This window comes from Nocardia sp. CNS-044, from assembly GCF_059570515.1.
In genome coordinates, this window is sequence record NZ_JCANSX010000006.1 from 733,507 (window position 1) to 757,874 (window position 24,368).

Below are 24,368 nucleotides of genomic sequence, written 5' to 3' on the forward strand. Positions count from 1 at the left end.
GGGAGAAACCATGCGCCACCAGTCCGTTCTCGTCTCCGGCGCCGGTATCGCGGGCACCGCCCTCGTGTACTGGCTGGACCGGTACGGGTTCGACGTCACCGTCGTCGAGCGCGCCGCGGCGCCGCGCCCCGGCGGGCAGGCCGTCGATTTCAAGGGCCGCACGCACCGCACCGTGCTCGAGCGGATGGGCGTGTGGGAAGCGGTCTGGGAGCGACGCACCGGCGCATCGGACGTGGTGTTCGTCGACGAACGCGGCTCCCGGCTCGCACTCATGTCCGGCGATTTCACCGGCGGCGACGTGGAGATCCTGCGCGGCGATCTCGCCGAGATCCTGTACCGCCGCACGGCGGGCGACTGCGAATACGTCTTCGGGGATTCGATCACCGGGCTCACCGAGACCGCCGAGGGCATGCATGCCACCTTCGAGCGCGGACCGGAGCGCACCTTCGACCTCGTCGTCGGCGCCGACGGAATGCATTCCCGGGTGCGGCGTTTGGCGTTCGGGCCGGAGCGCGAGTTCGTGCGGCACCTCGGGCACTACTACTGCGTCGCCGGTGCCAGCCCATGGAGCGATTCGTCGACGCCGCGCGAGCGGGCCGTCGCCTACGGTTACAACGCTCCTGGTCGGCTCGCGATCAGCGGCGGCTCGAAGGCCCAGCAGCTGTACCTGTTCGCCGCAGCGGAACTGGAGTACGCGCGGGAGGACATGGACGCCCCGCGGCAGATCGTCGCCGAGCACTACGCGGGGCTCGGCTGGGAGGTGCCGCGGATGCTCGCCGAGCTCGCCGAGTTCGACGACGTCTACCTCGACTCGATGGGGCAGGTGCGGATGGACCGCTACACCGCGGGCCGGGTTGCTTTGGTTGGCGATTCGGCGTACGGAAACACTCTGGGCGGCTTCGGAACCGGGCTCGCGGTGGTCGGCGCGTACGTGCTGGCGGGCGAACTCGCGCTCGCGAACGGCGACCACGCCGTCGCCTTCGCCCGCTACGACGAGATCATGCGCCGGTACGCCAAGATCGCGGGCAACTCCAACGCGGGCCGGTTCCTCGCCCCGACCACCACGCTGGGCATCCGGCTGCGCAACTGGTTCCTCGGCTCCCGCCTCTTCACGCTGATGACGAAATACGGCGACAACGCCGCCAACGACATCGACCTGCGCGACTACCCCGCCCTGTTGGCCACACGCTGAACGGATTTCCCGAGATTCGGTGGAACCGCTCCGCGCGCGGGTGCGTCTATTAGGTTCAAACGGCACTGACGGAAGGGGCCACCGCGATGGCAGTGCACGGAACCGACGGCCGCGCGATCACCAATCCCGAGAACGCGCAGAGCTTTTCCCACGCGGAGATCAAAGCGGCCGCCGACGGGATGAATCCGGGCGGATCCGTCGCCGCCCAGGACGCATGGGCCGCGCTGTCCGCGGTGGTGATCGCCGCGGGTGAGCAGTTCGGCTCGGCGCTACAGCGGGCGGTCGACCAGCGGTGGGAAGGTGCGGCGGCCGATGCTGCGGTGCGCGGTGTCCGCGACTTCCTCGGCCGATTGGGGGAACTCGGGGCGGCGCTGGGGCGGCAATCGGAGCCGATCGCGGCGGCGGCGAGCGCGGCCGCGCAATTCAAGGCGGCTATACCGGATGTGACTGCGGGAAGCGGGGGTTCGGTCGCGCCGGAGGAGCGCAACGCGCGAGAGGACCAGGCGCGCGACGATATGAACAGGCTGTACATCCAGCCGTACGGTGCGACGGCGTCGCGAATTCCGATGTTGCCGTCGCCGGTGGTGCCGGGTGGTTCGGCGGTTGACGGGCTCCTCGGGAGCGGTGGGCTCGGTGGCGTCGAAGCACTGCCGGGTACGGATCTGGAAACCGAGTCCGTTGCGGGAGACCAGGTTTCGGATCCGGGCCGCGACGAATCGGTCCGGTCGCCGACCTCCACGACCGACACCGGACCAGAGACGCGCCCCGGGGCGGGAACGCAGGCCGGGGACGACTCGCAAAGCGAGGCTGGAGCGTTGGGCGCCGAAGGACCGGCCGGAACCGGAGCGCACTCCGGGAATGGGGCGGAGTACCTGGCGCAGCCGCATTCGGCGGGTGCCGAAGCCCAGTCCGAGAACGGCGCGTACCTGGGGTCCGGAGCTCATCTCGGAAGCGGCGCGCAGCCGGATACCGAAGGGCAGTCCGGGACCGGTACCCAGCAGGGAAGCGGGGCTCAGCCTGGAACCGGCGCACAGACTGGGAACGGCGCCCAGCCCGAGGACGGCGAACGGCCGGGGTCCGGTGCGCAGCCGGAAGGCGGTGCGCAGCAAGGCGCCGAAGGGCAGCCCGGGTCCGGAGACAGGGAACAGCCGGGCGGCGAGGCGCAGTCGGGTGCCGAAGGACAAGCCGGGCATGGTGCGGAGTCGGAGACCGGCGATCGCCCCGATAGCGGTGCGCAGCCGGAGACCGGCGCACAATCCGAGAACGGCGCGAAACCGGGGACCGAGGGACAACCCGGGTCTGACCCCGATCACCTCGTCGGGGACCTGAGCGGCGCACAAGGCGCGGCGGCGACACAGTCGGAAGCGTCTACCGGTCAGGGGGCAGCGTCGAATCACGACCTGTCATCCGGGGAGAACGGCGCGCGTCCCCCGAAGCCAACCGATGCCGATACGGATGCCGTTGCGGCACAGTCGGTTTCCGCACAATCCGCACCAGCCTCGCCGCCGAGCTCATCCGCCCTGTCTCCGACTTCCCCGCCCACCGCACCACATCCACCGTCCGTGGGCCCCACGCCTGCAGCACCACCTCCGACGTCGGTGGGCCCCGCGCCCGCCGCACCGTCCACGGCTTTCCCGCCCCTTGCCGCGTCACAACCCACATTCTCGGCACCGAACGCGCCCAGCGGCCCATCCCCCATCTCGGGTCCACCACCCCCACTCGCGTCCGCCGCGCTGAACGACCCCGCGCGTCCGTCCGCGCCTACCCCACCACCCAGCGCTCCCGCGCCACCACCGAGCCCCGGCTCCTCGGTACCCGCCCAGCCCGCGGCAACCCCGAATCCCGCACCGCCACCGGGTGTTCCGGCCCGCCCGGGTGTCCCCGGCTCCACCGGCTACGCGAGCCTCATGCCATCCGCCCCGCGAACCCGCGCCGAGGAGGACGGCGAGCACCGGTCGGCGAAGTACCTGCGCTCCGAGGAGCACGGCCGGGAATTGATCGGCGAGACGCCCAAGACCGTCCCGCCCGCGTTGGGAGCCGACTGATGGCGCAGTGGATACTCTCGGCCGAACAGTTCGCCGCGGTGTGGTTCGGCACCGGACTCGATCGGATGCCGTTCCCGTTCCGCTTCACCAGCCGCTTCCCCGGCCTCCGCGAATACCAGGCGTACCAGCGCGATTTCCGCACCGAGCTGGAACACGACGAGCACATGCCGCTGCGACGCGCCGCTCGAGTGCTGGCCCGACCGGATTGGCGCATCGAGCTTCTCGGCATCGATAACCGGCGCGGCGGCGCGGAGCTGCGCGCCATCGGGTGCGCTCACCGGGGTGGCTCCGGAGTCGTCGCGGTGCAGAACTCGGCGCCCGATGGCGGCCGAATCCGCTTGCGCCGCTGCCGAACCGACCAGCTCGCCACCGAACTCGTCCGCTTGCTCCCCGACCACAAGCCGGGCACCGTCGCCGAAAGGACCTATCTCCTGGACGATCTCGCGGATGAACGCCCCGACCCGTTCGGCACCACCCCGGCCGCCACGACCCGGGACCGCTACCGCCGCTTCTGGCGCCAGCCGTGCACGACCCGGGGCACCGTCACCGTCCTGCTCGGACCACGCAACGCCGATGCACTGCGCACCGGCAAACTCCGCTGGATCGACACCGACGACGGCCGCTACTGCGAAGTCCCCGCCAACCGTGCCCTCATGATCCGCCCCGCCACCACCGCCGACATTGCCCGCTACTTGGACGAATCGATCATCCGAGCCCGTGCCCGCATGGATGGATGAGGTCGAGGTCCGCAGCGAAGGCGGAGGTTCGCCGTAGGTTGGAGAAATGACAACACGGGATGAAATCGAGTCGTTCCTCGACGAGTATCAGGCCGCGTTGAGCGCGTTCGACGCCGAACGGTCCGCGGCCCTCTGGGGCACGCCTGGCACCATTCTCAGTGACGCATTCGTGGGCTCGCTGTCCAGCAACGCCGAGATGGCGCAGGGCCTCGCACAGTCCTATCCCTTCTACCAGCGGCTCGGCCTCAGCCGCGTCGGCCACACACTGCTCGAGCACGTCGATCTGACGTCGCTCATCACGCGGGTCCGGGTCCGCTGGCACTTCTACGACGACAACGACAACCTGCTCACTGACGGCGACTACGAGTACCTGCTGCGGCGCGACGACAACGCCCTGCACGCCTACGTCGCGGTGGCCATCGATGAAATGGAGAAGCTCACGAAACTCGCCGCGCAGAAGGGCATCGATCTATCGGCGGGCTAGCCCCACTCCGCCGTCGCTCCGGCCATGCAAAGTACATGGAGCCCGCATCCAACCGTCGGTATACTTGCGAGTATGACTTCAACGACCATCAAGGTCCCGAAGCCGACCAGAGACCGGCTGCACCGGTTGGCCGCCGCAGAGGGCCTCACACTGTCACAAACGATCGAGAAGCTGCTGGACGAGCATGCTCCACGTCCGAAGCCGAAGTTCGGCGGGTTCCGCAGTGACAGGCCGTTGTCGGCGGAGGAGATCGATCGTGAGCTCGCCGGCGGCTTCGGTGAGTGGTGAGAACATCGTCGTCGACACCAGCGCGGTCCTCGCGATGTACGACGAAACCTATCCTGAGCACGCGCCTCTGACCCAGATCGCGACCGCGGCGACCGGACTACTGATCGTCTCGCCGCTCATCGTGGCAGAAGCCGACTACATGCTCGCCACACGACTGGGTGCTGCGGCGGCCCGCCAGTTCGCCGAAGATATTTCCGTGGGTGCTTTCGAACTGGCCGAATGGACTCAGGATTACCATGCCGCAGCCCTGGCCGTCGCCTCCAATTTCGGCGACGACGACTACATCGGCATGGCCGACGCATCCATCGTCGTGCTCGCCGACCGGTACCGGACCACGAATGTGATGACGCTCGATCAGCGCCACTTTCGCACACTGAAGCCGTTGTGGGGAGTCCCTCACTTCACATTGCTGCCGTTCGACGCCTGAGCAAATCAGCGTCGACCGTGAGTGCGACGGTCGATGAGCTCGGCGAATTACACGGATCGACACCGACGGGCAGCACCCATTTGGGCGCGGCTGTGCGGCGCACCGAAAGCGAACGCCCCCACGGTATTCCGCAGGGGCGTTCGCGAAATCTACGGCTCAGCCGAGCAGGCGCCAGTCCTCCAGGCCCTGGTAGAGCGGAACGCTCTGGGCCAGCTTGGTGACGCGGCCGCGCAGGGTCTCCACATCGGAGCCGCCGACGAGCGCGGTGGCGATGATGTCGGCGACCTCGGTGAACTCCGCGTCGCCGAAGCCGCGGGTGGCCAGGGCGGCGGTGCCGATGCGCAGACCGGAGGTGACCATCGGCGGGCGCGGGTCGAACGGAACGGCGTTGCGGTTCACCGTGATACCGATCTCGTGCAGGAGGTCCTCACCCTGCTGGCCGTCCAGCTGCGAGTTGCGCAGGTCGACGAGCACCAAGTGCACGTCGGTGCCGCCGGTGAGCACGCTGATGCCCTTGTCCTTGACGTCGGCGCCGTTGAGGCGCTCGGCCAGGATCTTGGCGCCGGAGAGGGTGCGCTGCTGGCGGTCACGGAACTCGTCGGTCGCGGCGATCTTGAACGCGGCGGCCTTGGCGGCGATGGCGTGCATGAGCGGACCGCCCTGCTGGCCAGGGAACACCGAGCTGTTCAGCTTCTTGGCGAACTCCTGCTTGGCCAGGATCAGACCGGAACGCGGACCGCCGAGGGTCTTGTGCACGGTCGAGGAGACGACGTCGGCGTAGGGCACCGGGGAGGGGTGCAGACCGGCGGCGACCAGACCGGCGAAGTGCGCCATGTCCACCCACAGGTAGGCGCCCACCTCGTCCGCGATCTCGCGGAACGCGGCGAAGTCCTGGTGCCGCGGGTAGGCCGACCAGCCGGCCACGATGACCTTCGGCTGCGCCTCCTTCGCGATCTTGCGCACCTCGTCCATGTCGATGCGGTGGTCTTCCTTGCTCACCCCGTACGAGTGCACCTCGTAGAGCTTGCCGGAGAAGTTCAGCCGCATGCCGTGGGTCAGGTGACCGCCGTGCGCGAGGTCGAGGCCGAGCAGCCTCTCGCCCGGGTTCATCAGCGCCATCAGCACCGCCGCGTTGGCCTGTGCGCCGGAATGCGGCTGCACGTTCGCGAATTCGGCGCCGAACAGTTCCTTGACGCGCTCGCGGGCGAGGGTCTCGACGACGTCGACGTGCTCGCAGCCGCCGTAGTAGCGACGGCCCGGGTAGCCCTCGGCGTACTTGTTGGTCAGCACGCTGCCCTGCGCCTGCAGCACCGCGCGCGGCACGAAGTTCTCCGAGGCGATCATTTCCAGGGTGTCGCGCTCGCGGGCGAGCTCGCCTGCCATCGCGGCAGCGAGCTCCGGATCGAGCTCACCGAGGGACTGGGTATTGACAGAGGCGGTCGTCTGCGTCACGGGCCTCAGTCTATTGGGGCAGGGTCGAGCTTCCGGCAGCGGGCCGGTCAGCGGATCTGCAGCAAGGTCGCGAGGTTGTCCTGGACGTCGTCGAGCGGGTGGGTCGATTTCGTCGCGCGCGCCTGGACGATGGCGCCCTCGACCGCACTGATCACGAAGCTCGCCAGCGACCGTGCCCGCGCGGCATCGACGCCGCGACCGGTCAGCCCGGCGGTCAGCTGCTCGGTCCAGTCGGCGAAAGCGCTCCCCGCGGCGGCCTGCACGTTCGGTTCCGACTCGGCGAGCGCGGCGCCGACGATCGGGCATCCCGCGGTATACGCGCTGGTCTCCAAGGCCTGTTTCCACCATCCGACGAGCGCGCCGACCCAGTCCGCGGGCTCCCCCGAGCGGGTCACCGTTTCGATGACCGCCGACATCCTGCGGCCCGCCACCTCGGTCGCCGCGGCGACCAACTCGCTCTTGCCCGCCGGAAAGTGCTGGTAGAGCGAATTGCGCGAGGCATTGCTCCGGTCGAGCAGCGCGGCAAGCCCAGCGCCGTGCACGCCGTGCTCGCGCACCAGCTCGATGGCGCCCTCGATCAACCGGGCGCGTGGGCCCTGCGTCATGGCCGTCCTTTCTCCGTCACCTTGCGTGAACCGATCGGTCCATGCTCCAATCATGACAGATGTGGACCGATCGGTTCATCGAAAGGATGGAAATCCATGAGTTCGCCCGCGCAGATCGATCCGGCCCAGCTCTCGGGCCTCGAATTGCTGAAGACCGCGATGTCGCTCGAGGACCGCCCACCGTTCATCGGCGACCTGCTCGGCCTGGAGACCGAGGCGCTCGAGCACGGCAAAGTGGTCTTCAGCCTGACGACCCGCCCCGAGTTCGCCAATCCGCTCGGCAGCACGCACGGCGGCATCTGCGCGACGCTGCTCGACTCCGTGATGGGCTGCGCGGTGCACACCACCCTGGAAGCAGGCGTCGGCTACACCACGCTGGAGCTGAAGATCAACTACATCCGCTCGGTGCCCACCGACGGGCGCAAGCTCACCGCCACCGGAACCACCATCCACGTCGGGCGCACCACCGCGACGGCCGAGGGCCGCGTCGTCGACGACCAGGGCCGCCTGGTCGCCCACGCCACCACCACCTGCGTCATCTTCCGCTGAGGAGCACCACCGTGACCGAACGCGACACACTGCGAAAGTTCAAGCGCGAAAGGCTGATCGGCCGCTACATCGCGAATCCGGCGGTAGCGGCGCTGGATCGGCTCGGCATCCGCACAGCACTGGTCTCCGAGCTGGAGACCACCGGCGCGAAAACCGGGCTGCCACGCCGGGTTCCGGTGACCGCCTCGTTCGACGACCAGGGCGCCTGGATCATCTGCCAGCACGGTCCCCGCGCGGGCTGGGCGCGCAACATCACCGCCGACCCGCGGGTCCGGCTGCGCCGCGGCGACCGCTGGTACACCGGCACCGCGGCGTTCGTCCCCGACGACGACGTCGTGGCAAGGGCACGCGGCTTCGCCACGGGCAGGATCGCGCGACCGGTCCTCGCGTGGACGATCAAGGCGCTGGAGACGGAGCCGATCTCGGTGCGCGTCACCTTCTCGGCCGCCTGAGGGGTTCGGGACGGCCCGCTTCACGGCGATCGAAAACCGCTCGGCTGGACGGACCTGCCACCAGTTTTGGGGGCCGCGCGGACCGTAACGACATGTACGGCGCGAACCGGTTTCACAGGTGACGTTGTCCCCGTCGAACCCGAGGAAATCACCATGCCGCATTTCGTCTCCGTGCCGAACAATCCGATCGACGCTCTGCTGCGGACGTTGTCCCTGCTGATGTGTTCGCTGTCCTCCGGAGAAGGGTGCGCTGTCATTCAGTAGCGACGGCCGCGGCGAGCAGGCACGGCACTTCGATCGGCGGCACGTCGTGCCGCACTGATTAGTAGCCGAGCGCGCGCCCGCGCCGACGGTCGTGCGTTCACATGACGCGCAGCGCGCCGGGGGTGAGCGGCTCGTCGAGCAGCCGCCGGAATCGGTCGGCGCGCTCGTCGGCGTCGGCGGCCCGGTCCAGCCAGCCGCCGAGCAGGCGATACCCCTCGACGTAGGTGCTGATGTAGGCGCGCCACAGCGGCGAGGAGAGGAAACGCAGCGACTGCCGCGCCCGCTCCGGTGTCGTCAGATTCCACTGCTGCAAGAACTCCGCCACCTCGGTCTCGTCGCGACGGCGATCGTGCAGCAGCAGAGCCGCGTCCTGGCGCACGGCGAGCAGTTTCGCCGAGGCCGTGGACAGGCGCTCGGCGCGGTCGCCGTCGAAACGCAGACCCAGATCGGCGTAGATCTCCTGCGCCCACTTTCCCCAGCCGGGTCCCACGATCGAACGCAACGCCAGATCGGCGAGGCCCTCGGCCATCAGGCACTGCGGCGTGTTGACCAGGAACAACGTCTGCTCCGCCTGACCGGCCGCCACCAGACCGGCCTCCTTGCGGCAGTGTTCGGTGTGGTGGCCGGGATAGGACTCGTGCGCGATCAGGTGCGGCAAGTTCGACATGTGCTGTCGCAGATCGGAGTTGATCGCGACCGTGGAGCGGTAGTTTCCGAGGTAGTAGTTGAATCCGGACCACGGCTTGTCGCCGACCACCTCGTAGGTGACGTGCTCGTGGTCGGGCAGCGGGTAGCGCTCGCGCACCAGTTCGCGCAACGCACCGGAGAACGCCTCGACGCAGGCGCGCAGCCGTTCCGGCGGAATCTCGTCCGCCTTGCGGTGCGCGGCGACCCGTTCGGCGAGCGGTCCGTCGCCCGCGAGCACCTCGTCCATCTGGCGGTGCGCGTCGCGGTAGTCCTCGACGTCCCCCGGAGCGATGTCGACGTCGAAATAGGCGCGCACCTCGTCGACGAAGCCGATGTCGTCGCCCGCGAACTTGCGGCCCGAGCACTCCAGCGCTCGCAGGTGCACGTCGAGGAACTCCGCGCGCTCGGACGACAGGCCCGCGTCTGGCAGCGCCGCGCGCAATTCGGCGGCGCGCTTCGCGAGATCTCGCGGCTGCGGCGCGGGGGCGTTCTGCACCTCCCTGCGCAGCTGCGGGTCGCCGGTGTAGGCGTCGACGAAACCTTCCTCGAGCCGGTCGAAAGCCAGGCCGAGTCGCAGGTACTCGGTGACGAGCGGGTGCGCTTCCATGCCAGCCGACAGTAGCCGCAACCGGCCGAGGTATCGAGGTGGTTACCAGCGAGTAGCGACACCCCCCGTTTCACACAGTGCCGGTACAGAGGAGAATTCGACCATGCGGCGAAAGCTAGATCGAATCTCACCGGGCCGAGCCGGCTTGTGTGCGTGTTTGCCGAAACGGAGCGTCGGGTAAGTGGCACGAATGAGCGAGCCGAGCCCCTATGTGGAATTCGACCGTAAGCAGTGGCGAACGCTGCGCAAATCGACTCCACTGGTGCTCACCGAGGAAGAACTGATCGGGCTGCGTGGTCTCGGCGAACAGATCGACCTCGAGGAAGTCGCGGAGGTCTATCTGCCGCTCGCTCGTCTCATCCACCTGCAGGTGGCCGCGCGTCAGCGCTTGTTCGCCGCCACCGCGACCTTCCTCGGGGAGAAGCATCCGGACCAGCAGGTGCCGTTCGTGATCGGTGTCGCGGGCAGCGTCGCGGTCGGAAAATCGACCACCGCGCGTGTGCTGCAGGCGTTGCTGGCCCGCTGGGATCACCATCCGCGTGTGGATTTGGTCACAACCGACGGGTTCCTGTATCCCACCGCCGAACTCACCCGGCGCGGCATCATGCACCGCAAGGGTTTTCCGGAGAGCTACGACCGGCGCAAACTGCTGCGCTTCGTCACCGAGGTGAAATCCGGCGCGACCGAGGTGTGCGCGCCGGTGTATTCGCACAATTCCTACGACATCGTGCCAGGCAAATTGCACTGTGTGCGCCAGCCCGACATCCTCATCGTCGAGGGACTGAATGTGCTGCAAACCGGTCCGCGCCTTATGGTTTCGGATCTGTTCGATTTCTCCATCTACGTCGACGCCCGCATCGAGGACATCGAAAACTGGTACGTGCAAAGGTTTCTCACCTTGCGCGAGACCGCCTTCGCCGACCCCGCCGCCCACTTCCACCACTACTCGGGCTTCACCGACGAGCAGGCCACCGCCACGGCCAAGGAGATCTGGAACTCCACCAACCGCCCCAACCTCGTCGAGAACATCCTCCCCACCCGCCCCCGCGCCACCCTCGTCCTCCGCAAGGACGCCGACCACAGCATCAACCGCCTCCGGTTGCGGAAGTTGTAATCACTTACCGCGCAACGTTTTCGACGATGCTCAGAAGCAGCACGGATAGCGGGACGGGTCGTCCCCCTCCTCGGCCCCGCGCAAGCTCGCGGCACCTGAGCGTTGCAGTGTCGGGCCGCCGTCTCCCTGAGCGCGCGATCCACGAGTCGCACGGCGGCGCCGCAGGCGGTTTGTGAACTCCGACTACAACCGCCAGGCTTGGTCCAAGCGCGTCGCTACGTCGATGTCGAGTACCGAGGCGATGTGCGGTTTGCGGATTTCGGTGGCTATGTAGCGGGCGACGAAGCGGCGGATCTCGTGGTCTACGCCGACGAGGACGCGCAGGAGTTGGGCGCGCATGGTGCCGGCCGCCACGTTGACGCGGACGTCGCGCTGACGGGGTTCGGCGATCTCGATGAGGACCCGGAGTGGTTCGGCGGTGCGGGCGGTGAGGTGCAGGTGGACCGTGCCGTCCACCTCGAAGCGGTGTCGGTCGATGCCGAGATCGACGAGCATGCCGACACGCAATGGCAGGACCAGTTCGAAATCGATGACCTCGCCGACGCGCCGGTGCACGCGCGGAATACCAAGGCGCACATGGGCGACGACCTTGGCCAGCCTGGCGGGCCCGACCCTGATCGGGCCGACGTCGAAGGCCGCTCCGGTCAATTCGCCGAACGCGGCGGCGACGCGCTCTTCGGACACGGCGTACTCGAGGAAACGGCGGCCGAACTCCTCGTAGCTGAGGCGCCTGACCGGTCCGTCACCGCGCGCGGCGGGAGCGGGCGCCTGCGGGGTCTGCGTCAGAACATGCACAGACCGGACGGTACTGGAGTGTGGCCGTTTCAGACCCCGAAACGGCGATGTCGGGCCGCGTAATCGCGCAAGGCGCGGAGGAAATCCACCCTGCGGAACTCCGGCCAGTAGACCTCGGTGAACCATATTTCCGAGTATGCGCTCTGCCAGAGCAGGAAGCCCGAAAGTCGCTGCTCGCCCGAAGTGCGGATGACCAGGTCCGGATCGGGCTGACCCGAGGTGTAGAGGTGCTGGCCGATGGCGTTGACGGTGATCGACTGCACCAGATCCTCGCCGGTCTCCCCCGCGGCCATCTCCTGGCGCACCAGCGAGCGCACCGCGTCGGTGATCTCCTGGCGTCCGCCGTACCCGACCGCCACGTTGACGTGCACGCCTTGGCGCCCCTCGGTGCGTTCCGCCGCGGTGCGCAACCGCTTGGCGATCAGCTCGGGAAACCCGTCCAGCGAACCGACGATGCGCACGCTCCAATCCCGTTCGGGCGCGGAGAGCTCCTCGACGACGTCGGTGATCACTTCGAACAGCGTCTCCAGCTCGTCGGGATCGCGCTGCAGATTCTCGGTCGAGAGCAGGTAGACGGTGACCATCTCGATGCCCTCGTCCGAACACCAGCCGACCAGCTCGGCGATCTTCAGCGCGCCGACGCGATGGCCGTGGCTCACATCGGTGAACCCGTTCTCCCTGGCCCAGCGGCGATTGCCGTCGCACATGACCGCGACGTGGCGTGGGTGTTGTTTACCGGCCAGCTGCTTGGACAGCCGGGCCTCGTAGATGCGGTATGGCAGACCACGCACCCGACTCCGAAGCTCCACGGCGTCCAACAGTACGCCTTGGCGGCGCGATTCCGGCATCGGCCGCGTTTCCCCGGTACAGTGGCATCCGGCGCTAACCTACGGTGGCGTAGGTTACTCATCGGTTAACTAGGAGGTCACGCTCGTGTCCGAAACTGTCGGTGCGGCCGACGCGGAGTTGGTCGGCACCTCCCCGGCCGAGGCGCTCGCCGCGCTGGTCAAGCCCAGAATGCGCGGCTGGATCCACACCTGGGCGGTCGGCATCGCCGCGCTGGCGGTGATCGCGTTGGTCGCCGAGGCGGCCACCGTCTCCGCGACGGCGGGCTGGTCGACCCTGGTCTACGGGCTCACCGTGTGCGGGCTGTTCGGCATCAGCGCGGTCTACCATCGCATCACCTGGCAGACCCCCCGCACCCGAATCCGGATGAAGCGCGCCGACCATTCGATGATCTTCCTGTTCATCGCGGGCAGCTACACCCCGTTCGCGCTGCTCGGCCTGCCGGGAAGCACCGGGCAGACGCTGCTCGCGGTGGTCTGGGCGGGCGCGCTCGCCGGTGTCGCGCTCAAGCTGCTGTGGCCGACCGCGCCGCGATGGGTCGGCGTGCCGCTGTATCTGTTGCTCGGCTGGGCGATCGTGCCGGTGGCCGGACAGTTGAACAATCAGATCGGCATCGCGCCGCTGATCCTGCTGGTGATCGGTGGACTGATCTACAGCGGCGGCGCCATTCTCTATGCCACCAAGTGGCCCAACCCGTGGCCGGAGGTGTTCGGGCACCACGAGTTCTTTCACGCGGCGACGGTGCTCGCGGCGTTGAGTCACTACATCGCGATCTGGTTGGTGGTGCTGCGTTGAGCTTTCGAAAAGCTGGGTGACCGCCGTGTGGAGCGGCTGACAGACGAGATATCCGTTGCCGCCTCTCGGCGCCATCGGGCCGGATAAGCTGCTCTTTCGTGTCACTTGTCGCCGCCCGTCCCCGGCCGCACCGGCGGTCACCGTCTCCGGCGGGTGGTCGCGCGTCGTGATCGCCAAGCTCGTCGTGCGGGCGCTCGAGGCCCGCTGGGGCCTGTCGGCCGTGGTCATCACCGCGAATCTCAGTGGTCTGGCGGTCATCGGCACCGGCCTGTGGTTGAGCGGGTTCTTCGGCAGGCTCGGCGAGGACTGGATGCGCACCATGGGGCTCGTCGCGATCTACCCGGCCGTCGGACTTCTCGCGGGCGTCGGCTTGGCCATGCGTGACCGCGGCAGGTACTTCGGCTGGCTGGATCAGATGCGCAAGCCGACGGCGGAGGAAGCACGCAGACTGCTGCGGCTGCCGATCGCGATCACAATCCGGGCACTGGCGCTGTGGATACCGGGCGTGATCATCGTGTCCGCCACGTTCACCCACCTGACCGAAATCGACACTCCCGGAGTGACGGCGGCGCTGTTCACGCTCGGCGCGTTGCAGTCAGCGGCGGTGACCTTCCTGATCGTGGACCGGCTGATCCGACCGACCATTCCGGTGGTGTCGGCGGTGCTGGGCGGCACCATGCACTGGAGCTCGTCGGTGCTGGTTCGGGTGATCGTCACCTGGGGCGTCGCGGGCGCCATGCCGCTCGCCATGCTGATCGTGGTGCTCGCCGACCCCGCAGCGGCCGCGTCGGACCGCATCCGCACCGCCATCTACCTGTCCGCGGTGGGCATCGGCGTCGGCGCGCTGGCGACCGCCATCCTGGCCCGCGCGGTGGCCAGCCCGATGCGGACGCTGCGGCTGGCGCTGGATTTGATCAGCAGGGGCGAGACGAACGTCCGGGTGCCGGTCGGCAGCAGCAGCGAGATCGGGCGGCTCGAACACTCGGTCAACGAGCTGGCCGCGAATCTGCGCGAACGCGAACGGATGCGCGACGTGTTCGGCAGGCATGTCGGCGCGCAAGTGGCCGAGCGGGCGCTCACCGGCGGCATGGACCTGACCGGTGACGTGCGCGTCGTCTCCGCCTTGTTCGTCGACGTGACCGGCTCGGTCGCGCTGTCCACCGGCCTGCCGCCGCAGGAGTTCGTCGCCAAGCTGAACCGCCTGCTCTCGATCGTGGTCGCGGCGACCGAGGACAACGACGGGCTGGTCAACAAATTCGAGGGCGACGCGGCGCTGTGCATCTTCGGCGCGCCGATCGCGCTGCGCGACAACGCGACTCCGGCACTGCGCGCGGCCCGCCGGATCCGCGACGAGGTGACCGCGAACGGCGAGCTGGACATCGGCATCGGTGTAGCGCGCGGACAGGTGTTCGCCGGGGACGTCGGCACCGACACCCGCCTGGAGTTCACCGTCATCGGCGACGCCGTCAACGAAGCCGCCCGCCTGACGGCCGAAGCCAAGGACGCGCCCCGCCGAATCCTGGTGAGCGGCGCGGTGATCGAAGCCGCGGCCCCGCACGAGCGCGAGCAGTGGACGCTCTACGACAACATCCTGTTGCGCGGCATGCGGGAACCGACGGCCTGTTGGACCGACACCGAACAGGCTGCGACGCAAGGCGACCCGGAGCCCGCGACAGACGGCGCCGACCACCGCCCGCCACCGGCCGACGGCCCTGACACCGCGGCCGAAACCACCGCCGACCGCCCGCTGCTCGCGAGCGCCCCGGCTTCGACCGCGGAAACCTCCGACAACGGCCCGCTGCCCGCCAACAACCCGGGCTCGATCGCCGACACCACCGACAACCGCCCGCTGCCCGCCAACAACCCGGGTTCGATCGCCGACACCACCGACAACCGCCCGCTGCCCGCCAACGCCCCGGCTTCGACCGCGGAAACCTCCGACAACGGCCCGCTGCCCGTGAACAACCTGGACTCGATCGCCGACACCACCGACCGCCCTGTGTCAGCCGATACCTCGACCCCGGCTGCCGACACCACCGACGACCAGCCACCGGTCAGCGCGATCACCGAAATACGAAGCGCTGCATCGGAAGCGGATTAGCACCCGGACCGAGGGGCTCGATGCCTGTGCGAGCACTACCGCGGCGCGGACGCGACTTCAGCTGCCGCCCAACGACTCCCGCAGATCCTTCTCCGTCGTCACCGGCAGATCGCACACCGACCCGCGGCACACGTACGCCGCGGCGGCACCCGACACCAGCGGACGGTCGACGAGCAGCGGCGCGGAATCCGGCGCTCCCGCGAGGATCACCGATCCACCCGGCGCGAGCTCCCGCGCCACGGCGAGCAATTCCGTTGCGGTGTCGGCATTCTCGGCCGAAGAGGCGACCGCGATCTGTAGCGGGCCGCGCACGGCCGCCTCCGCGACCGTGAGCCACTGACCCGCCGAGCGCGGGGCGCGGGCGAGCACGACCGCGCCGCGCAGCAACGTCGCTTCGGCGAGTTCCCGATAGCGCACCGCGCGCTCGACGTCGCTCACCGCCGCGGCGGTGAGCAGCGCCTCGGCCAGCGAGGACGCGCCCGCGGGAGTCGCGCCGTCGATCGGGTCGCGCGGACGGGCGACCAGGGTTTCGGCGTCGTCGGCGGTGTCGAACCAGCTGCCGGACGCTTCGGGATCGGCGAAGCGTTCGATGGCGGTGTCCAGCAGCCGCTGCGCCTGCTCCAGCCGTTCCGGGTCGCCGGTCGCCTGATACAGCGCGAGCAGGCCGGTGACCAGCCACGCGTAGTCCTCCAGTACGCCCGCCGAAGCGCCGACCGCACCGCCCAGCGACGCGCGGCGCACCCGTCCGTCGATCACGTGCTCGGCGAGCAGGAACCGCGCGCAGCGATCCGCCGCGGCCACCCAATCGGGCCGCCCCAGCGCCGAACCCGCCTCGGTGAGCGCCGTGATCGCCATGCCGTTCCACGCGGTGACCACCTTGTCGTCGCGGGCGGGCTGCGGGCGCTTGTCGCGCTCGTCGCGCAGCGCCTCCTTCGCCCGATCGAACCGCTCTTGTTCGCCCGCGTCCCGCGGATCGCGGTAGCGGGTGAGCACCGAGGTGCCCTGCTCGAAGTTCCCCGCCGTCGTCACGCCGAAAAAGTCTGCGGCCCAAGCCCCCTCGATTGGACCGAGCGCGCCGATCAGTTCGGCGGGCGTCCACACGTAGGTCGCGCCCTCGACACCGGGGCCGCCCGGCTCCAGATGGGTGTCGGCGTCCAGCGCGGAGGCGAACCCGCCGTGCTGAGTGCCGAGATCATCGAGGATGAAGTGCGCGGTCTCGCAGGTGACGCGCAGCGCGAGCGAATCCTGCGCGTGCGGTGTGCGGCGTGCCAGATGCGCGTAGGCGCGCAGCAATTGCGCGTTGTCGTACAGCATCTTCTCGAAATGCGGTATCAGCCAACGATTGTCGACCGAGTAGCGAGCAAAGCCGCCGCGCAGCTGGTCGTAGATGCCGCCGCGCGCCATCGCGTCGGCCGCGCGGTGCACGACGTCGCGCACAGTCGCGTCGCCGGTGCGCTCCCAACTGCGCAGCAGCCCCTCCATCAGGGCGGACGGCGGGAACTTCGGCGCCCTGCCGAAGCCGCCGTGCTCAGCGTCCTCGTCGCGCAGCACCGCGGCCACCGCGTGGTCGAGCAGTTCGGGTGAAACGTTCAGGTCGGCGTCGGGCAGACCGGCGGCCTGCGCGCGCAGGGCCTCGACGACCTGGGCCGATGCCTTGTCGACCTCCTCGCGCCGGTTGCGCCACGTATCACTGACGGCGGTGAGCAGCTGACCGAACGAGGGCATCCCGCCGCGCGGATGCTTCGGGAAGTAGGTGCCGCAGTAGAACGGCTCGCCGTCCGGGGTCAGGAAGCTGGTCATCGGCCAGCCGCCCTGTCCCGTCATGGCGACGGTGGCGTTCATGTAGATCGCGTCGAGATCCGGTCGTTCCTCGCGGTCCACCTTCACGCAGACGAAGTGGTCGTTCATCAGCGCCGCGGTCGCCTCGTCCTCGAACGACTCGTGCGCCATCACGTGGCACCAGTGACAGGAGGCGTAGCCGATGGAGAGCAGGATCGGCACATCGCGTCTGCGAGCCTCCGCGAGCGCCTCGGCATCCCACTCCCACCAGTGCACCGGGTTGTCCGCGTGTTGGCGCAGATACGGTGAGGTCGCTTTCCCGAGCCGGTTCATATCTTCCACGGTCTCACAATTCCAGCCACTCGCGCCGCTCCTCCAGCACGGCCCGCTCCTGCTCTCCCGCCGAAGATCCGGTGCTCGACTGACGACCCGAAACGGCTCCTTCGACAGCGTGTCGCGGGTCTATCCGGAACGATCAATCCCCGCACTTGTGACACATTTTTGTGTCACACTCATGGCATGACCGCCATTCCGATCCGTGAACTGTCACATCACACCGCACGGACATTGGCGCTGGTCAAGGCAGGCGAGACAGTCGATATCACCGAGCGTGGCACTGTCATCGGCCGAATCGTTCCGGTGGACCCGACCCGCGATGTGCGGGCTCGTCTGACGGCCGAAGGCCGGATGCGGCCCGCGTCGAGGGGCCGCGCCGACTTGCTCGCCGACCTTCGCCGTCGGATCGATCGAGCACCCGTGGACAATGCGGGCCGCGCCAGTGCTACGTTGCAGGAACTGCGCGACGACGAGCGGTATTGATGCTGTATCTCGACACCAGCGCACTGGTCAAGCTGGTCCACCCGGAAGCCGAGACCGCTGCACTCGTGCGCTGGCTCCAAGAACACTCGGACCTCCCCTGGGTCGCGTCGGCGCTCGTAGAAGTCGAACTGGTCCGTGCCGTGCGGGCCGCCGAACCCGCAGATCTCGTGCACGTTCCCACAGTGCTGGCGCGAGTCGACATGGTGGAGATCGATGGAATCGTCCGGGCGAACGCCGCCGCGGTATCACCGGCAACCGTGCGCAGTCTGGACGCGATCCACCTGGCCACGGCCCTCGAGTTGGCCGCAGACCTGACCGCGCTCGTCGCCTACGACAAACGTCTCGGTGAGGCGGCGGAAGCCGCTGGATTGGTCTGGGCCGCACCACACCGAGAATCCTGAAACGCCCTGTCGAGCCCTGAATCATCCTGTGGCGCACTCGACTCGCGAAGGCGAGGGTCACCCTCGTCGGCCGGTCACTCCTCCGCGGGAAGCGTGATCTCGGCACGCATCCGCTCGTTCGGTGTCCCGATTTCCCAGAACCGAGCGATGCCGGTCGCGTTGCGGTATGCGCCGGTACCACCGGTAATCGCCAGATCGAGCGGGCTCGTACCCTGGACCCACACCGCCTGCATGGTCAGCGATCCCCGTTCGAGCTGAGCGGTCAGCACGCATTGCATGGTGATCTCGGCACCCTCGATATGGACGTTCTGGCATGCTCCACCACCGTGCCCGATCTGGCGACCATCTTGGTGGATACCGCCCGAGTAGACAGTCAGATCACCGAGACTCGCGCCGGGCTTGTCGAGGTCCGCGCCCGCGAGCTGATCGGTCAGAGCGGCTGCCTCGATGATCTCGATCCGCTTCTGCGGCGCGGCCGTCTCGGCGGTGTCCGCGCCGCAGGCGGTCAGCCCACCTCCGACCAGCAGGGCGCCGGCCATTGCGCTGACCATCCTGCTGATGGCGGACCTCTCGTACGACATGTTCTTCTCCTCACTGGCAGGGACTCCCGACCTGCCTCGTTGGTGGGGCGGCGTGACGTCCCGGTTGCGTGCGATTCGGCAGTCACCGGAACACCGGGTTTCGACCGCCTCACCAGAACGACGACACGAAGCGGCGAAATGTCAGGCCCGCGTATGCCCATGAGCTGACCTGGACGCGGAACCGTTCGACACGAGCCCCGTCGATGCTCGCGACACCACCGCAGCCCGGGCGAAACGAGTAATCGTCGTGTCAGTGGTCGTGACAGCGGCGTGACAGGTGGGTGTCAGGTCGGGCGCCGATGGTTGTCGCATGACGAATTCAGCGATTGCGGTCTCCGGACTGCGAAAGGCTTACGGGGACAAGGTCGTGCTCGACGGCATCGATCTGGATGTCCGTGCGGGCACGATCTTTTCCCTGCTCGGCCCGAACGGGGCGGGTAAGACGACGACGGTGAACGTGCTGAGCACGCTGATCGCGGCGGACGGCGGGTCGATACGGGTCGCGGGCCACGACATCGCGACCGAGGCGAAGGCCGTGCGCGCGGCGATCGGGGTCACCGGTCAGTTCGCGGCGGTGGACGAGCTGCTGACGGGGCAGGAGAACCTGCAACTGATGGTGGACCTCACCGGAACCCCGGCCAAAGAGGGCAAGCGGATCGTCACCGAGCTGCTGGAACGCTTCGAGCTGAGCGAGGCGGCGCAGAAGCCCGCGTCGACCTACTCCGGCGGTATGCGCCGAAAGCTCGACCTGGCGATGACGCTCGTCGGCAGCCCGCGGATCATCTTCCTGGACGAGCCGACGACGGGACTGGACCCGCGCAGCCGCCGCACCATGTGGTCGAACATCCGTGACCTGGTGGCCGACGGCGTGACCATCTTCCTCACCACGCAGTACCTCGAGGAGGCGGATCAGCTCGCCGACCGCATCGCGGTGCTCGACAACGGCCGCTTGGTCGCCGAGGGCACTCCCGACGAACTCAAGCGCCAGATCCCGGGAACCCACGTCCGGCTCCGGTTCACCGAGGCCGCCCAGCTCGACGCGGCCGCGCGTCTCTTCCCCGACTCCGCGCGCGACGACGAGGCGCTGACCCTGCGGGTTCCCAGCGATGGCGGGACGAGGTCGCTCCGCGCCCTGCTGGACCGGCTCGACGAGTACTCGCTCAGCGCCGAGGAGTTCTCCGTGCACACCCCCGACCTCGACGACGTCTTCCTCACCCTGACCGGCCACACCACGGAGGTTTTCGCGAAATGAGCACCCAGTCCCACTCGATGGTCATGCTGCGCCGCAACTTCAAACACATCGCCCGAAACCCGACTTCGGTGTTCAACGCGGTCCTGATGCCGATCATCATCATGTTGATGTTCGTGTACATGTTCGGCGACGCGTTCGACGTCGGCGTCGACTACATCGACTACGCGACGCCGGGACTGATCCTGCTGGCCGTCTGCTACGGGCTGGGAGCCACCGCGACCGCGGTGAACTCCGACATGACGACAGGCATCATCAACCGGTTCAAGGTCATGGACGTCTCCCGTGGCGCGGTGCTGACCGGCCACGTCGTCGCCACCGTGTTGACCAACCTGGTCGCCATCGCCGCGCTCCTCGGCGTGGCGTTCCTGCTGGGATTCGATCCGTCGGCGAATGTCCTCGATTGGCTCGGCGTCGTCGGCATGGTCGTGCTGCTCGGTTTCGCGGCGGGCTGGCTCACGATCGCCCTGGGTTTGGCGGCGAAGTCTCCGGAGACGGCGGGTATGGCGTCCGTGCCGCTGGTCATGCTGCCGTTCTTCAGCAGCGCGATCGTGCCCGCGGAGAAGATGGGCCCGGGTCTGCGGCAGTTCGCGGAGTATCAGCCGTTCACGCCGATCATCGAAACCATGCGCGGGCTGCTCGTCGGCGCGCCGGACACCGGCGACGCGCTCACCGCGGTCGCCTGGTGCGTCGGTATCGCTGTCGTCGGATACCTGTGGGCGCGTTCCACATTCACGAAGCGAGCGTGACCGCGACCAGCTCGCTCCAGCTCGTCTCCGAACCCTCCCGCACCGCCTCGGCGAAACCCTTGTCGCCGAGGCGGTTTCGCGCTGCCTGCTCGATCCGGGCCACGTCCGGGTGGGAACGATCCGGCAGGCCGCGCAGGTCGGCGCTCGCCGCCAGCAGCCGTGCGGCTTGTTCGTATTGTTCGGAACGCAGCGCCAGATCCGCGATCCCGACGAGCACCTGGGCGATCAGGAGTGGGTACCCCACCTCGGATGCCGCGCGGAAAGCCGCGACGCGATGCGCACGGGTCTCGTCGAAATCCGCCGCAAGGTAACCGAGCAGATCGTGTTTCAGCGCGCGGATATTCGCCCGCTCGGCGTCATCGCCCAGTATCGCGGTCGCGACGTCGAGTTGCCGGTGTAGCTGTTCGGCGTCGCCGCTCCAGCGTGCGAGCTCCGCCTTCGACAGCGCCAGCTCGGCGAGCACGATCGGCCAGGAGACTCGTTCCGCGAACCGCTGTGCCTCCGCCATCGCCGCCGCGCTCGACTCCACATCGCCGGACAGCCAGTACAACTGGGCTTGCCGCGACCGCATCGGCACGACGTCCTCGACGGCGCCGATCTCGGCGACGATCGCGATCGCCTGTTCGTAGTGCTCGCACGCGGCGGCGAACTCGCCGCGCACGGCGATTCGATTCGCCAGCTCGGTCTGGGCGAACGAAATCCCCCACCGTTCGCCGAGCGCGCGAAACTCGTCGAGCGCGTTCTCGAGACATGTGTCCGCCTCCCGGCCGCCCTGCCCCAGCTGGATGCGCGTCTTGCCGAGTTGCAGCCTGCCGAGGGCGCGCACCCAAGGGTCCTCGTCGTCCAGCAGCGCTTCCCACGCGGGCAAGAAAGCGTCCGGCCCGTGCAACAGGCGTTCCAGCGGGGTGAGCACCCTCAGCACCGGGTGATGGGTCCGAATCTTCCTGCTCAGTTCGTAGCCTTTGCGGATCCACTCCTCCGCCTGATACTGGTCGCTCTGCGGCCCGGAGGTGACGAACTGCACGACGAACGCGTACACCATGGCCCTTGTCTCGTCCGCCACCTCGCCGGGCATCGCCGCTGCCGCCATGATCAGTTCGTTGGCCTCGGCCTTGTGCCCGGCGAGCCACCAGTACCAGCCCGCGGCGGCGGCGAGCCGCATTGCCCCGTCCGCGTCACCGGCGGCCAGCGCGCCGCGCATCGCGGCGGCGATGTTGTCGTGCTCGGCCTCGAGCGTGGCCAGCCATGTCAGTTGCTCGGCGCGGCGCAGATGGGGATCCGCGATTTCGGCGAGTTCGGTGCAATACGCGAGATGCGCACGCCGTGCCCGATCCGACTCCCCCGCCTCCGCGAGACGTTGCTCGGCGTACTCCTTGATCGTGCCGAGCATCCGGTAGCGCGGCGCCCGGTCGTCCACGGTGAGCACAAGCGATTTCTCGGTCAGCGCGGTCAGCAATTCGAGCACGTCACCCGTGTCGACCGCATCGCCAGCGCAAACCCGCTCGGCTGCTTCCAAACTCGCGCCGCCCGAGAACACGGCGAGCCTACGCAGCACGGCTCGCTCGGCGTCGCTGAGCAGCTCCCAGCTCCAGTCGACCACGGCGCGCAGCGTCTTGTGCCGCGGCAGCGCGGTGCGGCTTCCGCCGGTCAGCAGGCGGAACCGGTCGTCGAGCCGATGGGCGAGCTGATCGAGGGACATGGTGCGCAACCTGGCCGCGGCGAGTTCGATGGCCAGCGGCATCCCGTCCAGCGCCCGGCAGACGCGCGCCGCGGTCGACAAGGTGCCCGCGTCGGTCGCGAGGTCCTTGTTCACCGCACCCGCTCGGTCCACCAGCAGCCGGATGGCCGGGGCGGACTCGATCTCGCCGGGGTCGGCGTCCTCCGCGGGCAGGGCCAATGGCACGACCGGCCATAGCGCTTCACCGGTGATGCCGAGCGGTTCCCTGCTCGTCGCCAGAATCCGGAGCTGCCTGCACTCCCCGAGCACTCGATGGGCGAACGCCGCCGCCGACTCGATCACGTGCTCGCAGTTGTCCAGAATCAGCAACATCGACCGCTCACGGATCGCCGCGACGACCCGGTCGGTCGGCTCGGCGTCCGGCGCCTCGCCGAGCAGCGCATCGCGCATTTTGAGCGCGGCGAGGGTCGCTTGCGCGACGTTGTTGCCGCCGCCCGGGTCACCATCGGCGCCGATGGCCGCGAGCTCGACGAGCCAGACACCGTCCGGCAGATCACCGAGCAACGTGCGTGCGGTTTCGGTGGCCAGCCTGGTCTTTCCCGAGCCGCCGGGTCCGATCAGCGTGGTGAGCCGATGTTCGGCGTTGAGTTCGCGGACCGCGGCGACATCGGCGTTCTTGCCGACGAAACTGGTCAGCTCGGCGCGCAAGTTGGTCTTGCGGTTGTCCTCCCGCCGTCCCAACTCGCCACGCAGCAGTGCCACGTGCAATGCGGACAGCTCCGGTGCGGGGTCGACACCGAGCTCGTCGGCCAGGGTCTCTCTGGTGCGCTCGAACACGAGCAGCGCCTCGGTGTCACGACCGCTCGCGACGAGGGCGCGCATCAACGCGGCGACGAGCCGTTCGCGCACCGGATGCGCGGCCACCAAGTCGGTCAGCTCCGTGACCAGCTCCGCGCCGTGGCCGAGGCCGATCTCCGCATCGAACCGATCCTCCATGGCGGTCAGCCGCAGCCCCTCGAGACGAGTGATCGCCGCGTCGAACGCCGCGCTCTCCCGCAAACCGATGTCCTGCATGGCCGCGCCGCGCCACAGTGCGAGGGCCTCGCGCAGCCGCCGCACTGAATCCTCGTCGTTGCGGGCCTTGGCGAGGAGGCGTTCGAACCGCACCGCGTCGACGGCATCGGGTTCCACCCGTAGCCGGTAGCCGTCCGGCTGGCCCTCGATCGCCCCGTCCGGCAGCGCCTTCCGCAGCCGGGAAACCAAGCGTTGCAGGGCATTCGCCGCGTCAGCGGGTGGGTTCTCACCCCAGATCCAGTCGACGAGCGTGGCTTTCGGGACCGCGTGACCCGGTTCGAGCGCGAGCGCGATCAACAGCCCGCGCAACCGCGCGCCCGGCACGTCGGCGAGAACACCGTCGTCCGTGCGCACCTCGAATGGTCCAAGAATCCCGATCTGCACCCGGCTGATCTTGCCATGGTCCATCGGCGGACGTCCGGCCGCCGATGTGGCGCGGAAGGCCGGTACGCCGTCGAATTTCGCCTCGTCACCGCACGATTCACGCGTCGCTCGGACAGCGGTCTGGGGCCTGTCGACCACGTCTCCGGTGTCAGAGCCGTGTCAGTCGCATGACAGGTCGGTCGGCGACCGTGGTCGCTACAACCGATACGAAAGG

The 24,368-nt window shown here is 68.6% G+C and carries 23 protein-coding genes and 1 pseudogene; 16 read left to right on the forward strand and 8 right to left on the reverse strand.

Annotated elements, in window-relative coordinates; genetic code table 11:
- Positions 1-10 precede the first annotated feature (10 nt).
- The 7 genes and pseudogenes from T333_RS12065 (at position 11) to T333_RS12095 (ending at position 5,173) form a co-directional block, all read left to right on the forward strand.
- Entirely contained in the window at positions 11-1,192 is a 1,182-nt protein-coding gene (locus tag T333_RS12065; protein WP_496424477.1) for an FAD-dependent monooxygenase, read from the forward strand.
- 179 nt (positions 1,193-1,371) lie between these two features.
- Positions 1,372-1,572 (forward strand): annotated as a pseudogene (locus tag T333_RS12070) (PPE domain-containing protein); the annotation flags it as partial.
- Between the two features lie 1,527 nt (positions 1,573-3,099).
- Entirely contained in the window at positions 3,100-3,237 is a 138-nt protein-coding gene (locus T333_RS12075; protein WP_355001945.1) for a hypothetical protein, read from the forward strand.
- Positions 3,237-3,974, forward strand: coding sequence for an ESX secretion-associated protein EspG (locus T333_RS12080; RefSeq protein WP_496424478.1), 738 nt, complete (start codon positions 3,237-3,239; stop codon positions 3,972-3,974). Before T333_RS12075 ends, T333_RS12080 begins: the two co-directional genes overlap by 1 nt.
- Positions 3,975-4,020: 46 nt before the next feature.
- On the forward strand, positions 4,021-4,458 hold the full coding sequence (locus T333_RS12085) for a DUF6841 family protein (RefSeq protein WP_496424479.1): 438 nt from the start codon (positions 4,021-4,023) through the stop codon (positions 4,456-4,458).
- 72 nt (positions 4,459-4,530) lie between these two features.
- Positions 4,531-4,746 carry a hypothetical protein gene (locus T333_RS12090; protein ID WP_496424480.1) on the forward strand — a complete coding sequence of 72 codons (216 nt, stop codon included), beginning with the start codon at positions 4,531-4,533 and terminating at the stop codon, positions 4,744-4,746.
- Positions 4,715-5,173, forward strand: coding sequence for a PIN domain-containing protein (locus T333_RS12095; protein WP_496424481.1), 459 nt, complete (start codon positions 4,715-4,717; stop codon positions 5,171-5,173). Before T333_RS12090 ends, T333_RS12095 begins: the two co-directional genes overlap by 32 nt.
- Before the next feature lie 156 nt (positions 5,174-5,329).
- On the opposite strand, the gene glyA is transcribed toward T333_RS12095, so the two are convergent.
- Positions 5,330-6,625 (reverse strand): serine hydroxymethyltransferase, encoded by a 1,296-nt coding sequence (gene glyA / locus T333_RS12100; RefSeq protein ID WP_496424482.1) that lies wholly within the window; start codon positions 6,623-6,625, stop codon positions 5,330-5,332.
- Between the two features lie 47 nt (positions 6,626-6,672).
- Positions 6,673-7,230 carry a TetR/AcrR family transcriptional regulator gene (locus T333_RS12105; RefSeq protein WP_357250461.1) on the reverse strand — a complete coding sequence of 186 codons (558 nt, stop codon included), beginning with the start codon at positions 7,228-7,230 and terminating at the stop codon, positions 6,673-6,675.
- Positions 7,231-7,326: 96 nt separating this feature from the next.
- On the opposite strand from T333_RS12105, the gene T333_RS12110 reads away from it, so the two are divergent.
- Together T333_RS12110 and T333_RS12115 are read left to right on the forward strand one after the other, a co-directional pair.
- Entirely contained in the window at positions 7,327-7,779 is a 453-nt protein-coding gene (locus T333_RS12110; protein WP_355001950.1) for a PaaI family thioesterase, read from the forward strand.
- 11 nt (positions 7,780-7,790) lie between these two features.
- Positions 7,791-8,231, forward strand: coding sequence for a nitroreductase family deazaflavin-dependent oxidoreductase (locus tag T333_RS12115; RefSeq protein ID WP_496424483.1), 441 nt, complete (start codon positions 7,791-7,793; stop codon positions 8,229-8,231).
- A gap of 361 nt (positions 8,232-8,592) precedes the next feature.
- Here the strand turns inward: T333_RS12115 and T333_RS12120 are convergent, their stop codons facing one another.
- The gene (locus T333_RS12120; RefSeq protein ID WP_496424484.1) at positions 8,593-9,789 is read right to left on the reverse strand and encodes a DUF885 domain-containing protein; all 1,197 of its coding nucleotides are present in this window, start codon (positions 9,787-9,789) and stop codon (positions 8,593-8,595) included.
- A gap of 181 nt (positions 9,790-9,970) precedes the next feature.
- Here T333_RS12120 and coaA point away from each other — a divergent pair, with 181 nt between their 5' ends.
- Positions 9,971-10,903, forward strand: coding sequence for a type I pantothenate kinase (gene coaA, locus T333_RS12125; RefSeq protein ID WP_355001953.1), 933 nt, complete (start codon positions 9,971-9,973; stop codon positions 10,901-10,903).
- A gap of 183 nt (positions 10,904-11,086) precedes the next feature.
- Here coaA and T333_RS12130 read toward each other — a convergent pair whose 3' ends face one another.
- Both T333_RS12130 and T333_RS12135 read right to left on the reverse strand, forming a co-directional pair.
- Entirely contained in the window at positions 11,087-11,689 is a 603-nt protein-coding gene (locus T333_RS12130; RefSeq protein ID WP_496424781.1) for a hypothetical protein, read from the reverse strand.
- 38 nt (positions 11,690-11,727) lie between these two features.
- The gene (locus T333_RS12135) at positions 11,728-12,546 is read right to left on the reverse strand and encodes an isoprenyl transferase (RefSeq protein ID WP_141808890.1); all 819 of its coding nucleotides are present in this window, start codon (positions 12,544-12,546) and stop codon (positions 11,728-11,730) included.
- 118 nt (positions 12,547-12,664) lie between these two features.
- On the opposite strand from T333_RS12135, the gene trhA reads away from it, so the two are divergent.
- Together trhA and T333_RS12145 are read left to right on the forward strand one after the other, a co-directional pair.
- On the forward strand, positions 12,665-13,339 hold the full coding sequence (gene trhA / locus T333_RS12140) for a PAQR family membrane homeostasis protein TrhA (protein ID WP_355002220.1): 675 nt from the start codon (positions 12,665-12,667) through the stop codon (positions 13,337-13,339).
- Positions 13,340-13,505: 166 nt separating this feature from the next.
- Positions 13,506-15,440: an adenylate/guanylate cyclase domain-containing protein gene (locus T333_RS12145; RefSeq protein WP_496424485.1), complete on the forward strand. Its 1,935-nt coding sequence runs from the start codon at positions 13,506-13,508 to the stop codon at positions 15,438-15,440.
- Between the two features lie 57 nt (positions 15,441-15,497).
- Here T333_RS12145 and T333_RS12150 read toward each other — a convergent pair whose 3' ends face one another.
- The gene (locus tag T333_RS12150; RefSeq protein WP_496424486.1) at positions 15,498-17,552 is read right to left on the reverse strand and encodes a thioredoxin domain-containing protein; all 2,055 of its coding nucleotides are present in this window, start codon (positions 17,550-17,552) and stop codon (positions 15,498-15,500) included.
- 186 nt (positions 17,553-17,738) lie between these two features.
- Between T333_RS12150 and T333_RS12155 the strand changes: the two genes are divergently transcribed.
- Complete coding sequence (locus tag T333_RS12155; protein ID WP_357250450.1) at positions 17,739-18,038, forward strand: type II toxin-antitoxin system Phd/YefM family antitoxin; 300 nt, start codon at positions 17,739-17,741, stop codon at positions 18,036-18,038.
- Entirely contained in the window at positions 18,038-18,439 is a 402-nt protein-coding gene (locus T333_RS12160; RefSeq protein WP_355001961.1) for a type II toxin-antitoxin system VapC family toxin, read from the forward strand. The genes T333_RS12155 and T333_RS12160 overlap by 1 nt, the downstream gene beginning before the upstream one ends.
- A gap of 74 nt (positions 18,440-18,513) precedes the next feature.
- Here T333_RS12160 and T333_RS12165 read toward each other — a convergent pair whose 3' ends face one another.
- Positions 18,514-19,020 (reverse strand): allene oxide cyclase barrel-like domain-containing protein, encoded by a 507-nt coding sequence (locus tag T333_RS12165; RefSeq protein WP_357250446.1) that lies wholly within the window; start codon positions 19,018-19,020, stop codon positions 18,514-18,516.
- Between the two features lie 310 nt (positions 19,021-19,330).
- On the opposite strand from T333_RS12165, the gene T333_RS12170 reads away from it, so the two are divergent.
- Complete coding sequence (locus T333_RS12170) at positions 19,331-20,272, forward strand: ATP-binding cassette domain-containing protein (protein WP_496424487.1); 942 nt, start codon at positions 19,331-19,333, stop codon at positions 20,270-20,272.
- Positions 20,269-21,018: an ABC transporter permease gene (locus T333_RS12175; RefSeq protein ID WP_355001964.1), complete on the forward strand. Its 750-nt coding sequence runs from the start codon at positions 20,269-20,271 to the stop codon at positions 21,016-21,018. Before T333_RS12170 ends, T333_RS12175 begins: the two co-directional genes overlap by 4 nt.
- On the opposite strand, the gene T333_RS12180 is transcribed toward T333_RS12175, so the two are convergent.
- On the reverse strand, positions 21,002-24,292 hold the full coding sequence (locus tag T333_RS12180) for an ATP-binding protein (protein ID WP_496424488.1): 3,291 nt from the start codon (positions 24,290-24,292) through the stop codon (positions 21,002-21,004). The two genes, T333_RS12175 and T333_RS12180, sit on opposite strands and share 17 nt — an antisense overlap.
- Positions 24,293-24,368 lie beyond the last annotated feature (76 nt).